This window comes from Parvularculales bacterium, from assembly GCA_036881865.1.
In the GTDB taxonomy this organism is placed as follows: Bacteria; Pseudomonadota; Alphaproteobacteria; order JAPOUT01; family JBAJNM01; genus JBAJNM01.
Genome location: JBAJNM010000046.1, coordinates 1 through 15,483, shown reverse-complemented (window position 1 = coordinate 15,483; position 15,483 = coordinate 1). Strand labels below are relative to the sequence as shown.

Below are 15,483 nucleotides of genomic sequence, written 5' to 3'. Positions count from 1 at the left end.
CTGTTAAAACATAAAAACCCCCATAGCAGAAAATCAGAACCTCTCTCCCCCCTGCACACCAGTAGCCCCGACTCTTACGAGCGGGGACGTCTTATTCATCATCTCTTGCACCACGGGCCAAACATTCCTCACACTCAGCGCGAGGAGAGGCTGGCACGTCTTTTGGACATCAAAGCACCTCATCTAGACAAACCTGCTCACAATGACATCATGACCACCGCTCTCACTGTGCTATATGACAAAAAGTTTGAACACTTATTCGGACCCAACAGCCGAGGAGAAGTTTTAATAACAGGATGCATCCGACATCCGGCTCTAGGGGGAATGGCACCCGTCGCGGGTCAGGTAGATCGCCTCACAATCACTGATGAAGCCCTCTGGCTTGCAGATTACAAAACCAACCGCCCCCCCCCTGATCATCCCAACGATATTCCTCTGGATTACTTGGCACAGATGGCGGCCTATCGGCTTCTTTTACAAGAAGCTTTTTCGGAGCGTATTATTCATTGTGCCTTATTGTGGACGGCAGGACCCTCTCTTATGGAGCTAGAACCGGAGAGGTTGGATAGCGTTTTGGCTACTCACCCAACAGGAGATACGGATAAGATAGAATAGGGGATACGCAGGTGAAAAATTGACTTTTCCAGCTAAAAGCCCTAGAGGTTAAGATAGTGTCGGGTTGCCGACTCGGCCCAGGTGGCGGAATTGGTAGACGCGCCAGCTTCAGGTGCTGGTGCCCGTATGGGCGTGGAAGTTCGAGTCTTCTCCTGGGCACCATATGAGAAACAGATAGTTTGCATGACAGTAACATTACATCATGGGGATATACCCGCCGAACTTGACTTCGGCAACGCTGTGGCCGTTGACACCGAAACTCTTGGGCTCAAACCCCATCGGGATGAATTGTGTGTCGTACAACTCTCTGCAGGCGATGGCACAGCCCATATCGTTCAGATAAACCGCAGCAGGTACAATGCCCCCTACCTCAAGAGTTTGTTGAATGATCCTGCCGTTACAAAGATATTTCACTATGCGCGTTTTGACCTTGCTATGCTCATGCACTATCTGGAGGTAATGGCGGTCCCTGTCTATTGCACCAAAATTGCCTCTCGATTGGCACGCACTTACACAGACCGCCATAGTTTGAAAGATTTATGTCGTGAGCTGTTGAATGTGGATTTATCCAAACAGCAACAGAGTTCTGACTGGGGTGCTGAGGCTCTAGACCAAGCCCAGATTAACTATGCAGCCTCAGACGTCCTTCACTTGCATAACCTACGGGATGCTCTGGAAATTATGTTAGTCCGTGAGGGACGCCAAGAACTAACCCATGCCTGTTTTGATTTTCTCCCCACCCGCGCCCGGTTAGATTTAGCCGGCTGGGAAGATGAAGATATTTTCTCTCACAGCACGCGCCGCTAGCCCCTAAACACACTAGCTCCATGAATACATCTGCCCCCCGAAAATATTCAGATACTGGATACAAACCTCGAAGTTCTTTTTCAGAGCGCACGCGCACCACAACGGCTCTTAAAATTATTCTCCCCTTGCTTACCGTTCTTCTGGCGGTAGTGATTTTTTTATATTCTGACCTTGAACCGCCTAGCAGTCCGGATATTCAGTATAATCTGGAAGGCTTAGAACAACGGGAGGGTGCCATTCACGTTCTTCACCCTTCAAGCCGGGGCGTCGATAGCGAAGGACGCCCTTACGTCATTGAGGCAGAAAGTGCTGCCCGCGCAACGGATGATTCAGACAGCATCATATTTCACAACCTTGAAGCATCCCTTGGCGATAAAACGTCTGAAAACACGGCAGACATGGCCCTTGAAGCCGGAAAGGGCTTGTTTGACACAGAAAACAACCATCTGGAACTATCTTCACCGGTTGTTGCGCGCTCCGCTCAAGGCTACAAAATGGAAACAGATGCGGTTTTCGTAGATTTAGCCGCAGGCGTTCTGGAAAGTTCAGGAGTTGTATCAGCCACCGGACCATTGGGCACTCTTAGCGCCAACACCATGACCGTTCGTGATAGGGGGGCAATACTCTCTTTTCGTGATAATATCCGTGTGACTATCATACCAAACACCTCAAAACAGATCTTCGATAAAGAAGAACAGCGACAATGAGCATCCGTCTCCCTGTTACAGTTATCGCGCTGATCTTGATAGAGCCGTTCACCTCTCTACACTCTGGCACTCTAGCCAAAGATACACAGAATAATTCTATGGGTGCTTTGGTAGGTAATTCCCTGTCAGGCTATTCAGATACACCCATTGAAATTGAAGCCGATACGCTAGACATCAACCAAAATACACAAAAGGCCACCTTTACCGGTCAAGTTCGTGTCACCCAGAATAGCCTTCAATTGGTAGCAGATCATCTGACCATATATTATTGGAGTCAGGATGATTCCAAGGCTGATGAAGACGAGAAAAGATCTCCCTTTCGTCGTCTAGAGGCCGAGGGCAATGCAACTGTAACCCCCAATGACAATCAATCCGCCCATGGTGACTGGATGCAGTATGAAGCAAATGCCCAGTATATCACCATGGAAGGTAATGTGATATTACGCCAAGGGGAAAACGTCGTACAAGGTGAAAGGCTTGAAATTGATCTTACAACTGGCGATAGTCGTATGTTAGGCACTGTTTCGGCAGAAGATAAAACTGCAAGACGCGTTAGGGGGCTTTTTGATTCCTCAAATCCGCCTACATCCGAAGATAATAATAGTTAGGGTGGTATTAACCAAAGCGAGAGAATGATGGACAATACCACGACTGAACGCACTGAGATAAGTGATGGGAAAAAAGATAATTCTCATCTCAACCTCATATCAGACACACCCCGTGGGCTTACCATTAGCAATATTGGTAAGGCTTACGGAGGGCGACCTGTAGTTCGCAATGTTTCTTTTAAGGTCAGTCGTGGTGAGGCGGTTGGCCTTCTTGGTCCTAACGGGGCAGGAAAGACAACTCTTTTTTACATGATAACCGGTCTAACCCCTGTTGATTATGGCGTTGTCAAACTAGACGGGCGGGATATCTCTTCTTTACCCATGTACAAACGGGCTCGCCTTGGCATCGGTTATTTGCCCCAGGAGCCATCAGTGTTTCGGGGATTATCGGTAGAACAAAACATTCGCGCCGTTACTGAAGTAGTAGAAAAAAACCACGACAGACGAGAAGCTATTTTAGATGATTTATTAGGGGAGTTTTCTATCACCCATTTACGTCATGCGCCGGCTTTATCTCTGTCAGGAGGGGAACGGCGCCGTGTCGAGATTGCTCGCGCTCTGGCAAGTCATCCTTCCTTTGTTTTGCTGGATGAGCCTTTTGCCGGTATTGACCCCATTGCCATTGGCGATATTCGGGATTTAGTAGCGCATCTTAAAGACCGCGACATTGGCGTTTTAATCACTGATCATAATGTACGTGAAACACTGGAGATTATTGACCATGGCATCATTATTCATGATGGCTCCATTTTGATGGAAGGTTCTCCAGACGACATTGTGGGCAACAAAGACGTTCGCCGTCTTTATTTGGGTGACCAATTTAACATATAGGCCGGAAAACCATTAACCAAAACGACAACATATTTGGGTTTAGTTGACAGGAACTGTTATAATATCTAGAGTTTTTGGCTCATGCGTATATCTTTTACGGTTTTCTTTTATGCACATTCGAATCACTGGTATTCACATTGACACAGGCGAGGCGTTGCGGACTTATGTTCAGGAGCGCACCGAGGATTCTATTACAAAGTATTTTGATCACCCGGTAAACGGGCACGTTACCTTTGCACGGGAAGGTAATTTGTATCGTGCAGACTGCGCCGTACATTTAGAGTCTGGCATTGTTTTTCAAGCCCAAGGACAAAAAACAGATATACATGCCAGTTTTGATCTGGCACTGGAGCGGCTAGAAAAACGCTTACGCCGATACAAGCGACGTCTTAAAGATCACCACAGAAATAACACCCGCGCCGAGTAGTGCAAAAACTCCGATTTTTATTGCTGCTTTAAAACCAATAATCAAAAGTAACGCCATGAGCTTTGCGGACCTCATAACCTCTGCCAGTATTATCAGCAACTTCAAGGCGGGCAAAAAAATATTGTTCTTCAGACACTTTCCGGGCATGTAGCCTATATGACAGGCCTGCGGGAGAAGTTAGGCACCACAGCAGTGGGAGGCGAGGTTGCTATTCCTCATGCCAAATTTGACGACCTATCAGACCTTGGTTAACCTATTTGATCTATTAGAAGAGCCCATTGACTTTGAAACGGCGGATGAGCCGTTGGCCTCTTCAATATGATCTTTGCAGTTTAAGCCAACCGCCAGAATCTTCGGTGGTCGCACAATCGGACTTTCCAGTTTTAGGGACTTATATACTTAAGGGGCTGATATAGAAGCCCACACATTATCAGGAGCAACACCTTTACACTGGTCGAAAACACCAGCGGCAGTCAATATCATGCTAGACCATGGTGCTGACATAGAGGTACGTGACAGAGAGGGCATGACGCCTCTACTTTAGGTAGCGGCGTATACCGAAAAAAAGAAGCGGTGGTGATAGAAGCATTGCCGAGGCATGGTGCCGATGGAGCGACACGTGACAATGATGCCAAAACCCCGTTTGACTATGCGCAGGAAAATAAAGATCTTAGAGGCACCAAGACTTACTGGCTTCTCAAAGAGGCACAGTACCGGTAGGATGAAAAAATGGGAACTATATACTTTAGTGGACGGAATTTCCCTCATTTTGCAAGCCCCCGTATAACCCCCGCTACGTGCTTGAAATGCGTAGGGGTCAGTTTCGGCAGAATCTGGGCCACCCGCCACTGTTGGGGCGTCAGGAGGTTCTTCACCGTCCCGATGGCCGGTTCTAGAATGTCGCCGACCGGTACGCCGGAAATGCCGGAAATCTTTATCAGCCGGTCAAGGGGTATGGTCGCCTTGCCCTACTCGTAATTATGGAGTCGCACGAAACCTATACCCAGTTTTCCCGCTACGTGCTCCAATGTCAAATCAAGGGCAGTCCGATGCTCATGGAGCAGGCCGCCGATCCTCTCGTCAACGGCTTTCTGGTTTTTCGACTTCTTCATCGTCATCCAGTTTCACAACGGGAGGGACAAGGATCACCTCGCGGACGAAATTCTCCAGCCCCTCCATGGTCGGCAAGTCTTCGTCGTCGTCACCATCTCTCATTTTATCACTCCTGTTCTGCCGCTCTATATTCATCCAACCATACACAGGTCCTTGATGCTGCCTCTGCTTTTTCATGCTCACCTTTATTTGAAAAAGAGTCTGCACGTTTTTGCAGGTCTGAATATATTTTTGGAAAAAAATACCTTTCATCAAACTTTTTAGAGAAAGCGATGCTATAAACCATGATGGCTACTAGCGAGATAGCCAAAAACCAGAAATTAAATGTAATTATTGGCACAAATAAAATTAGAAAGACCCCTATAATGAAATTCTTGTCCTTGGAGGGGTCGGTTAACGCATCCTGAAGGCCGTTGGGGTTTGTTTTCAGAAAATCTAGCGACGCTATAGACCTGCCAATTTTACGACAGGCAGCTCGATACAAACCATCACGTCTATGAAAACACCCACTGAAAATGGCAAGTATAGAAGCAACAACATTTATGAGAATCATTTCCTTTTGCGGGTCTAATTCACGTGCTACAAGTGCTCTTTCCGTTTCAAAGAAATCCTGCCAATAAATGAAAGTTTCAAACCCAGCCGAAGATAAGAGCCACAACATGATGATCACTTCTAAAAGACTGTGCCTTTTATTCTGCTTCTCTTTTTCTAACGTTAAGTTTTGATGGCTTTCTTCAAATTTCCTGACTCCCAACCAGCCCTTGAATGAATTTATTACTAGGAATCCAAAAACAACAGACCCTAACTGTGGGGCTTCTGATGACAAATAAACCCCATACCCTACATCCCAAAGAATCCAAAAACATACAAAGGGAATAAATCCGAACTTTTGCTGTTTATAAATCCTGTGTGCAATAAAGACTAGGAAGACCACCAGAAGTGCATTCCACAGAAGGTCGAAATTATATTGAAAACTATCTTCCGGAGCGGCATCTTTTAATTCCTGTGAAGGCGTACTACGGTAGAAGAACAATAACAAAATATTTACAGTATAAGAAACAGCAAGCCAGCCTATAACAAACACTCCATTAGATGCAGCCTGTCTTGAGGACTCCAAATCAGTAATTTTGGTCCAGAATATGTTAGCCCAGAGTTTACCAAAAAACCCCTTTCCTTCATTTTGATTGTTCTCAGTCATTGTGTGCTCCAAAGCATCCTACCGATACTGTGCATCATGAAGTCGCCAGTAGGCTTCTGTGTTCTTTAAAGCCTCGTTACTTTTTGCATAGTTAAAAGGTGTGTCTCCATCATTGTCAGGTGCCGTAGCATCTGCTCCTCGATCCAGCAAGATCTCCACAACCGATGGTGTTGAGCCTCCTGCTACCAGATGCAATGCTGTTAATTCAAACATCTCATCAGGAGCCTCTATGTTTGCTCCATGGTCCAGTAGCACTCCAATCATCTCTGTATTACCTACCATCACTGCAAAATGTAGAGGTGATGCTCCAAACTTTTCATCACGGGCCTCTATCATCTCAACAGGTAGAGAGGGTTCGGCGTGGCTCAAATCTATAATTTGGTCAGCGCTTTCTCCCTGTAGAACACCTATGCGGGTAGCACCTCCCTCGGTAAAAGTTATAAGCCTCATAAAATTTTTCCTGATAACATTTCAAAGAGAAAGGTGAACCACCCACCTCCATAATCTATAAAGTAGCGTATCACATCCCTGCAAACTATAGAGTTAAACCTAGCCAAATCTATCATTTGCAGTTTTTTGCAAACAGCCGTATCTTTTTGTTGGTACAACCAAATCAACATGCTCCACACGCGTACACATGGATAATTTTGCCATACGACAATTTCTAGCTCTCTCGTGGTTTATTGTGCTTGTTATTGGTGGATCTTTGCTGTTTTTTGGCAGTGATATTCTAATCCCCTTCGCCATGGCCATTATGATTTGGTATCTCATCAATGCGCTGGCAAATGGTATTACCCGCTTGCCTCTTCTGCCTCACAGGCCTCCTTTTTGGTTTGGACTTACAATCGCCCTGTGCCTAATGGGGGTTTTGCTTTATCTTGCAGGCCAACTCATCACCACCAATGTTAGCCTTGTGTATCAGGCGGCTCCTCTTTACGGTCAACGGTTAGCGGCCCTTGCCGAGCGCCTTAATAATTCCATGGGGTTAGGAGCTTTAGGGGATGTTTTCAATATTACCAAACTCGCCCGTGATATTGATGTCGTCCCCTGGCTGCAAAGATTAGCCAACGCCCTGACCGACATTGCAAGCCTGACAGGTATCATCCTCATCTATATTTTCTTTCTTCTTGTGGAGCAAAAAAACTTTTCCGCTAAAATGGAGGCTCTGTTTCCCGACCTCCAGCGCCGTCAAAACATTGTGGAAACTTTCGATTCAGTCCAGCATCATATTCAGGCTTATATTTGGATTAAAACTCTCATGAGCGTGATGGTAGGAGGTATTAGTTGGATTATTCTGGCTACTGTCGGCGTTGACTATGCCGCCTTTTGGGGGGTCCTTATATTTCTGCTTAACTATATCCCCATCATTGGATCACTGCTCGGTGTTGTCTTCCCTGCCCTGCTGGCTGTTGTGCAATTTGACAGCTTCACACCATTTCTTATTGTTATTGCGGGGTGCGGCATTTCTCAGTTTGTTATCGGCAACATTTTGGAGCCCCGCCTGATGGGCGGTAAACTAAATGTAAGCCCCGTAGTGGTGGTCTTAAGCCTTGCCTTATGGGGATCTCTGTGGGGAATTGCCGGTATGTTTTTGTCTATGCCCATCACGGTGATTATCATCATTGTGCTTTCCCGCTTTTCTGCCACACGTCCCATTGCTATTTTTTTGTCGGCAGACGGTAAAATCAACACTCCGTCTTCATAAAAAATCAAATAAAAGCCCGGCCCACAAACCAGAACACCCCAAGGCCACACAACAATGAACCAAGGCCATCCAGCGCCATGCGGCCATGAACAGGTGCTAAACGGGTAGCACCCCAACGGCCTACCGCCCACGCCAGCGTCACGATTGCAACCTGTCCTATTTCAACACCCACATTAAAACTGAATAGAGAAAGCATGAAGCGTTCCTGAGGGAGACCAATTTCCTGTAGCACACCGGCAAATCCAAACCCGTGAATCAAGCCAAACACAATGGACAACACCGGAACCCACCCCCCCATAGTTGCCAAATGCCTAAGTAAAAACCCGTGACACATGATAAAAATCAGCAACCCCACCCACGTAACAAACGGGATAACCCCCTGAACAAAAAAACTAACCAAACATAATGCCCCCAGAACCGCTACCCCTACAGGCAAAATACGCCCCATCAGGCCATGTCGCAAGGCAACCCCTTCTGCTGCCACAAGGGCTATAGTGAAACCAATGAGTGCTTCGACCACGGGCGGGTCGGGAATAACCCATTGCAAGATCGCCAGCACCAGCGTGATGCTATGACCTACGGTGAATCCTGTTATGGCCACCAACACATCCCGCAACCGATGACACAATAACAACAAACCTATGACAAAAGCTACATGATCAAGACCTCCAATTACGTGAACAATGCCGAGCCAGATATAATCAGATAAAACCCCCGCCCATGATGAGGCTGTACCCTCTTCGGAGAAAGCCACCCCAAGAGAATAACTACGGGCGGTATCCGTAAATAAGACTTCACGCCATCGGATCTCTCCGTCGTTACTCCCATGAAGGCGGGCAAAATGAACGTGTGACGGGGTTAAGGGAAAAAATGCGTTATTTTCAATAATAATGCTCGTAGAATCCGGATGGGGGCAACGAAACTGCATCTCACTGCGCAAAATCCCTTCCTGTGATCTAAGACTTCGTGCACCCTCAAGTACCTCACACGCTGCATCATCTTGGCGTACAACAATAGCGGCTTCCAGATGCCGGTTTAGCAGGGTCTCCAGTTCGCCCGCTTCATCTATGGCTGCCAACCGCGTTGCCTGAAGAGACGGCACACTGAATACCATCACCACCTCTCCGTTTGGCTGATACCGCCATGATGAAAAAGAGCGGCTTTTGGTATGAGCACCCGCCGGGAGCGATGCCAGCACCATACTCGCCATCACTAGGCCCAAGAAAACGAACAGACAAACGCCATCGCGTTTCGTCATTCAGTCGCACCTTCATCTTCCACAATACGCACATCAGCACGGTTGTAGAGCCAATCCAAGTATTCGGTGAAGGCTTTCTCCTCCAAAAAGCGCTGATACTCAACTGCCACCTGCCGACGTACCTCCTCAAAAGCGCGATCGCTGTTAGAAAGCCTCTCCACCACATAAAAAACATGCCAGCCGGTATCTGTCTTGAGGGGTGTACTCATACCCCCTTCCGGCAATTCTAAAATCTTGTCCGTTAGTTGTATGCCTAGATAATCACGCAATTTGCCAGGGGAAAGAAGGCCATCCGGTGGGGCAGGAAAATAATCATCTCCGAGACGGTAGGCAACCTCTGTAAATTCTGCCACCGAGCCTACATCCTCCAACGCTGATCTAATGCCCTCAAGACGCACTGTTGTTTCTTCCTCCGTCCCCGGTCTCACATACAAATGACGCACATGAACCCGCGCAGGTACGGCAAAAAGACCTTTATTTTCTTCATAAAATTCGAGCAAATCCTCCTCACTTGCCTCATCTGCCGTAGTGTCTACCAGAATATATTGCAACATGGCATCCACCAGTGCCTTTCGCACCTCAGGAGAAACCTCTACAAGGTTAATATCCACGCCACGCTGTACCAATAATTGTTCGTCAATTAAAAGCCGCAACACACGAGCGCGATCTTCATCTGAAAGAGGATTACGCTTATCATTTCCCAACGCCTGTAGCGCTCGTTCATAGTCAGCACGGGTGATAGATACACCATCCACAACCGCCACGGCCAGTTCAGCGCCGATAAAGTTCTCGCCTGTATCAAGATTAAAAACGCCCCAAATCGCAGCTAGTAACCCCGCAAGCGCACCAGCAACAAGTAGTCCTTGCGCCAAGCGTTTTTCTCTTATCCCACGATCGGGCTCACCCATCATAATCAACAAAAATCGGAGACGACCACGCCCGAGGCTCAGCAAAAGATAGACAATTATCTCTGGCAGGCGTTCTGTAATCACCAAAGCACGGACTGATCTTTACACAGATTCCGTCTTCATCATACTCACAGCGCAAATTACCGGCATTCACCATCTCTTGCGGCTCTTGTATAGCCCGCACATAGTAAACCCTATCGCGATTGCCCGCCGCAAAGCCCGGATCGTCAAACTCAACCGTACAGCTTTCTTTATTGGGACAGGTGAACGTTTGCCATGGATCCTCAACCAAATCATCCACACTCTCCTGCGCGTTTTTCTGTGGCGTAATCCGCACCACCTCAATGCGAATTATCTTATAACGCTCGGTGGACGGATTATAACATTCACCACTGCATAATTTCTCAAGGCGCCTTACCGGCAGACCTCCAGAGGCGAAAGCCGGACACCCGGGCTTCTGCTTAAGTGATCCTGCCACCCGAACCCTAAATGACGGACTTTGCGTGGTTGACACCTCACCCCCCATAGGTAAGACCTCACCGTTGGGGGCATTCATCATATCAAACCACAACATAATACGTTGGCCACTGGTGCCGTATATTTCACGGCGTTTCAGGGCATCCCATATTTCCTCGCGACTACGCCCTTCAGAATGCACTGCCGCCAAGCCACCAACTACAAAAAACGAGGCCTGCCGCTCGCCTTCAGTCAGCTGAAATCCGGCCCGTGAAAATAACTCTTCAGCGGAAATACGTTTTGACTCAGCAATTGGCTCTTCTTTTGGCCCCTGAAGCCGCTCAAGCCAAACCTCATTGATAGCACCGTTCGCTTCTGTATTGCCGCGCCGGTCATATTGCTTATATCCCGTGCCCGGTCGCGCACGGTGATTATCACTGGAAGCAATAAAACCCCAACGAAACCGGCGAGAGGCACCCGGCTCATCAAAATTGCCAACTGCTAGGCCATATTGCACCGATGTCCTTGGGCGATAATTAAAAGATGGCACAAAACAATCACGGCATTGACCGGAATCAAGCCACTCCTCCATTTTTACACCCGGTATAGACAGATGACCCGTAATTCCCATATTGGCGTAATTCTCACGAGCTTTAGCAGCACGGCCGTCACATTCATTGGCTGACAATCCTTCATCCAGACACCGCCCACGAATAATCTCGCCCGCTTGCCAGCAAGACGGTAAATACTGTCGGGTAGGCCTAGGACAAGAAAATAAGACCGCATCCGTCGGCATTCTTTCCACGTTAGCTAGCTCATCCAGCGTCCCTATAACATTTACAGCCCGCCAAGATTTGTATTTCTCTGAATTACCATGACCGGACATGACCTCAATAATTTCTTGAGCATCAGGACGCATATCTGCTTCTAACTGCTTATCCCATGTAACTCCCGGTGGGGTATAAAACCCCCACGTAGACCCATGGGGGATTATCATTTTATCCACCCCTTGAGACTCAAGTCGCGCTACCAGATCGCCGGGGGTTCCAGTAGATTCAAAACAATTATCCGGTAAATCTTTAGAGGGCATATTCTTATCACACTCAGGTACATCGCGAGCTTCTTCTATAAACCTCACGAAATCGTAATATATTTGCCGATTGCCAAAATCCAACAACGGTACCGCAGGAGGAATAATACCCTCCGCCCCACGTATAACTTGTGTAGCAACGCCCTGAGCCGCGATAGGACGGGCAGCCACCTCATCATCATCCAACCCTTTGAAGATAACATTCTTATGGCCATAATGGTTCACAGGAGTAGGCCCTACTTGCGTCCACTCAAAGCCCAAAAAAGCGGTTATATCTGGGTCTTTGGCATTGCCCGTCAAGGCATTGCACTGACGAATAGACTCTTTTGTTTCCTGCCAGCGTTGGGGTGTGCTGGCTTCAGCATGGTCCGTGATGGACCAGAAATCCAGCGACGAACAATAACGCGCAAAATCACAGGCATCCGCAATAGGATGTGCCCCACGCCCCCCCATAATTGGCAAGCTCCATAAAAAAGCATCCGTTGAATAGGTAGTATGGACGTGTAAATCCCCAAACAATATCTGTTTGGGGGTGGACACACCCAAAGAACGCGCCGCCCTTCTTTGCACGGTCGCCCGCTGTGACCCAATTGCTTTGGGTAGCGCCTGTCCCTCAATAACTCCCGGCCCCCGATGATTGCCCAGCAGACCGATGGTGGCAGACAGCATATATCCCCCCAATACAATAACAATCAAAACAAACAGACCTGCAATGGTGTAAACGGTTTTATGCATGGGTTTAATTCTCCGCCCTCTCCCCAGTATGTCGGGCCTTAATTATATAGGTCCGCCTTTACCAACACCAGAGGCACACTTCATAATCCGGCTATAGACTACTCCAGAATAATAGCCCGCCAAAAAGCAGGATAAAACAGGCGCCAATATACTCAAGATTGGTGGCCCATGTGTAACCCGACCCGTTTGTTACCCGGCGACGAGCCCAGATAGCAGCTACCCCCACACCAGTAAGCGTTAGGGCCATACCAAACGAAATACCCAACACCACCAAAACACCAAACAAGATAGCATCATGGGCCAGCGCTATAAGTAAAACAATCATAGCGCCTGTGCAGGGAACTCCCCCTACCGCCAGCACAATGAGACGTCTAGACCAAGGGCGCGATGTATCCCCACAACCGTGGCCAGCACACCCCCCATGAGTGTGAGCACACCTACCCTTTACAGATTTACGCATCGCTTGAACCAAAAGACCAAGGCCAATGATGGTAATGAGTCCATAACTTATCAAACGAACAACCCTAAAGTTGTCATCTTCAACAGCCAGTAGATGATTGAGTACTATATCTGCAATCAAGACAACAACAATGGCTGAAACTACATGGGTCAATGCAATCTCTATAGCCATACGCATCCCCTCCCAGAACCGCGCCTTGCCCATAACAAACCAAGACGAGACGACCGCCTTACCATGACCTGGCCCCAGAGCGTGCAAAGCGCCATAGCCCACACCAAACATCATAGCGAGTGCAAGAGGGGTCATGGTCCGGCCATTACCCGCTACGGCCTGTTCTAAAAAGATGCTAGCGTGATCCTGAAACCGCTCCAGTTCAAGTATTAAAAGATAACTAATAGAAAAATCAGAAAACGCCCCATGCATCATACAAGCATGGGCTGATGCTGGCACCATAACAACGCTGCCCCCCACCCCTAGTATAGTGAGGATGCGACCAAACCCTGTCCGCCACTTCTCTCTATTCCTCATAGAGCCTATTATAGACCCAACACCCCCCCGTGACTATAATCCTCTCTTAAACCACATTTGTGCCTGTTGGCGGCTTATCGGCCAGAGTGAGAGCGTTCAACCCCTAAGGGGACAAGAGGAGCAATATCCACGCACGACTCTATGATTCGCAGTGGTTTCGTTTTTGATGGTAGCGAGGAAGTCTTGTCTGCTCCCACACAGAAGCCATTGACGATACAACCCCCCTGAAAAAATTATAGGGACGACAAACTCTCCTTGCTCCAAGGCTCTACAAGAATCTTAGCGTGATTATCAGGGTTGGCCAACGCATCAAACGCTTGACTCACTCCTTCAAGGCCAGTCTTGCCGGTAATCATAGGACTCACATCAATGTTACCCTCGGCAACATGATGCAAAGTCTCAGCAAACTCTTCAGGTGTATACCCCAAGACGAATTGCATATTCAATTCCTTACCGATAGCAAAAAAAGGCTCTATGGAATCGTGCTCCATACAAACCCCTACAACAACAACACGTGCATCTTTGGGCGCACCCTCCATAATCTGCTGCAACATACCCGGCACGCCAACACATTCAAAAATCACCGCCGGTCGCAAAGCAGGTCTAAAGCCCGTTAACGTTAGAACCGGCGGTATGTTCGGATCTTCAGGAGATGCCGCCGCCTCCCAGCGCGTATATGGAGAGGTTTCACCGGGATCAATGACAATATCTGCACCCATAATCTCCGCCAGCCGACGACGAGCCGGCGAAAAATCAGCCGCCACAACAGGAGCAGCCCCCTTTAGTTTTAAAGTAGCAATAACTGCCAACCCCACCGGTCCACACCCTATCACCAATGGAACATCGTCCTCCCCAAGGCCTGCCTTGACTACAGCATGAAGACCAACCGCCATAGGCTCTGTTAATGCAGCATTGCTACTTGATAAACCATTAGGCACTTCTAAAAGAAGCGCCTCATTGAGCACCATTTGCTCACCATAGCCACCCGGATACTCGTTAGAATAACCCACCGTCCCCACACCCTGAGCACCCAGCACCACAGGAACAGAACAAACTCGAGCACCAGATTTGAAACGTTTTTCCGTATCAGGACCGAAGTCCAGCACCTCGGCGCAAAACTCATGACCAAACACCACATCGCGCTCCGCATCAAAAACAGTCCCCTGACCACTGCGACGTGAGACATCGACCATGTGCATGGCATGATGGAGGGCGTGAAGATCCGACCCGCAAATGCCACAGGATAATGTTTTCACCACCACCTGACCGGCTTCCGGCCTAGGATCTGGTAGAGTATCTACCACCAGCGACCCCTTACGATAAATTGCAGCCCGCATGCCGTTTTCTCCTTGTTTTATCGCCCCGATTACAGGGTTCGCTACGGTTATAGCAGTTTCTTAAACCCCACCACAAAAAACTGCACGGGGTAACCTTTTGAGCACATTTAATTTAAGGGACCACTAGGCTAGGTAAGACAAGTGCCAAGAAATCTAAAAACTCCCCACTGATCTTGCTTACTCATGCCCCCACTCTACGGTGCATCTTACTAGTATTGAGCCTCGTTCAGCCGCCAGCAGGTTTCGGCGTCCTTAAGAATCTCATTGGTGTTCTAGAGGTTTCTATGCAAGTATAGAGAAAGGGAGGATTGAGGGAAATTCCGAGTTTGGAACTCTATCGTATAGTAGCCCCTTAATAGAGGAGATTTTTGCTATCTCTTGCCCTTAATTTATGGCAAAAGCAGTGTTAAGAGTCTTAAGTTTTTCGCTATTACAAGCGGGGAAAATACTGTATAAGCGGATGAGACAGCCATGTAGATTTTACGGATATCTAGGCGTAGCTCATACATAATTCATGATGCAACAACAGTATTTACAGCGGTATTCGAAGATCATCGCGTTGCGGGTGACAGAGATCATCACCGTGATGAAACGGTGGTATTTGAGGATCGTCTTGCCACGGGTGACAGAGATCATCACCGTGATGAAACGGTGGTATTTGAGGATCGTCTTGCCACGGGTGACAGAGATCATCACTGTG

At 48.0% G+C, this 15,483-nt stretch carries 17 protein-coding genes and 1 tRNA gene; 8 read left to right on the top strand and 10 right to left on the bottom strand.

Annotated elements, in window-relative coordinates; translation table 11 throughout:
• The 7 genes from V6Z81_08860 to raiA form a co-directional block, all read left to right on the top strand.
• On the top strand, nt 1-615 hold a 615-nt coding region (locus V6Z81_08860), incomplete at its 5' end, for a PD-(D/E)XK nuclease family protein (GenBank protein MEG9862572.1).
• A 75-nt stretch (nt 616-690) separates the two neighbouring features.
• Nucleotides 691-777: transfer RNA gene (locus V6Z81_08855), tRNA-Leu, on the top strand.
• A 21-nt stretch (nt 778-798) separates the two neighbouring features.
• On the top strand, nt 799-1,422 hold the full coding sequence (locus V6Z81_08850) for a ribonuclease H-like domain-containing protein (protein MEG9862571.1): 624 nt from the start codon (nt 799-801) through the stop codon (nt 1,420-1,422).
• A gap of 20 nt (nt 1,423-1,442) precedes the next feature.
• Nucleotides 1,443-2,129 carry an LPS export ABC transporter periplasmic protein LptC gene (lptC, locus tag V6Z81_08845; GenBank protein MEG9862570.1) on the top strand — a complete coding sequence of 229 codons (687 nt, stop codon included), beginning with the start codon at nt 1,443-1,445 and terminating at the stop codon, nt 2,127-2,129.
• A complete protein-coding gene (locus V6Z81_08840; protein MEG9862569.1) occupies nt 2,126-2,737 on the top strand; it encodes an LptA/OstA family protein in 612 nt (203 codons plus the stop codon). Before lptC ends, V6Z81_08840 begins: the two co-directional genes overlap by 4 nt.
• Before the next feature lie 24 nt (nt 2,738-2,761).
• Complete coding sequence (gene lptB, locus V6Z81_08835; GenBank protein MEG9862568.1) at nt 2,762-3,568, top strand: LPS export ABC transporter ATP-binding protein; 807 nt, start codon at nt 2,762-2,764, stop codon at nt 3,566-3,568.
• 109 nt (nt 3,569-3,677) lie between these two features.
• The gene (raiA, locus tag V6Z81_08830; protein MEG9862567.1) at nt 3,678-3,995 is read left to right on the top strand and encodes a ribosome-associated translation inhibitor RaiA; all 318 of its coding nucleotides are present in this window, start codon (nt 3,678-3,680) and stop codon (nt 3,993-3,995) included.
• 968 nt (nt 3,996-4,963) lie between these two features.
• Here raiA and V6Z81_08825 read toward each other — a convergent pair.
• From V6Z81_08825 to V6Z81_08810, 4 genes are read right to left on the bottom strand one after another with little or no spacing between them, the layout of a single operon-like run.
• On the bottom strand, nt 4,964-5,107 hold the full coding sequence (locus V6Z81_08825; protein ID MEG9862566.1) for a hypothetical protein: 144 nt from the start codon (nt 5,105-5,107) through the stop codon (nt 4,964-4,966).
• The gene (locus V6Z81_08820; protein ID MEG9862565.1) at nt 5,076-5,210 is read right to left on the bottom strand and encodes a hypothetical protein; all 135 of its coding nucleotides are present in this window, start codon (nt 5,208-5,210) and stop codon (nt 5,076-5,078) included. Before V6Z81_08820 ends, V6Z81_08825 begins: the two co-directional genes overlap by 32 nt.
• A 4-nt stretch (nt 5,211-5,214) precedes the next feature.
• Nucleotides 5,215-6,306 (bottom strand): hypothetical protein, encoded by a 1,092-nt coding sequence (locus V6Z81_08815; GenBank protein ID MEG9862564.1) that lies wholly within the window; start codon nt 6,304-6,306, stop codon nt 5,215-5,217.
• 18 nt (nt 6,307-6,324) lie between these two features.
• Nucleotides 6,325-6,756 carry an ankyrin repeat domain-containing protein gene (locus tag V6Z81_08810; protein MEG9862563.1) on the bottom strand — a complete coding sequence of 144 codons (432 nt, stop codon included), beginning with the start codon at nt 6,754-6,756 and terminating at the stop codon, nt 6,325-6,327.
• A 187-nt stretch (nt 6,757-6,943) separates the two neighbouring features.
• On the opposite strand from V6Z81_08810, the gene V6Z81_08805 reads away from it, so the two are divergent.
• Entirely contained in the window at nt 6,944-8,011 is a 1,068-nt protein-coding gene (locus V6Z81_08805; protein ID MEG9862562.1) for an AI-2E family transporter, read from the top strand.
• 4 nt (nt 8,012-8,015) lie between these two features.
• On the opposite strand, the gene V6Z81_08800 is transcribed toward V6Z81_08805, so the two are convergent.
• From V6Z81_08800 to V6Z81_08775, 6 genes are all read right to left on the bottom strand, one after another.
• A complete protein-coding gene (locus V6Z81_08800; protein MEG9862561.1) occupies nt 8,016-9,269 on the bottom strand; it encodes a HupE/UreJ family protein in 1,254 nt (417 codons plus the stop codon).
• Nucleotides 9,266-10,141: a peptidylprolyl isomerase gene (locus V6Z81_08795; GenBank protein ID MEG9862560.1), complete on the bottom strand. Its 876-nt coding sequence runs from the start codon at nt 10,139-10,141 to the stop codon at nt 9,266-9,268. The genes V6Z81_08800 and V6Z81_08795 overlap by 4 nt, the downstream gene beginning before the upstream one ends.
• A gap of 28 nt (nt 10,142-10,169) precedes the next feature.
• Nucleotides 10,170-12,458 (bottom strand): DUF3604 domain-containing protein, encoded by a 2,289-nt coding sequence (locus V6Z81_08790; GenBank protein MEG9862559.1) that lies wholly within the window; start codon nt 12,456-12,458, stop codon nt 10,170-10,172.
• A 91-nt stretch (nt 12,459-12,549) separates the two neighbouring features.
• Nucleotides 12,550-13,446: a hypothetical protein gene (locus V6Z81_08785; protein ID MEG9862558.1), complete on the bottom strand. Its 897-nt coding sequence runs from the start codon at nt 13,444-13,446 to the stop codon at nt 12,550-12,552.
• A gap of 233 nt (nt 13,447-13,679) precedes the next feature.
• A complete protein-coding gene (locus V6Z81_08780) occupies nt 13,680-14,783 on the bottom strand; it encodes a zinc-binding dehydrogenase (GenBank protein ID MEG9862557.1) in 1,104 nt (367 codons plus the stop codon).
• Nucleotides 14,784-15,284: 501 nt separating this feature from the next.
• Nucleotides 15,285-15,483 (bottom strand): hypothetical protein (locus V6Z81_08775; GenBank protein ID MEG9862556.1); only part of this gene is annotated, 199 nt, incomplete at its 5' end.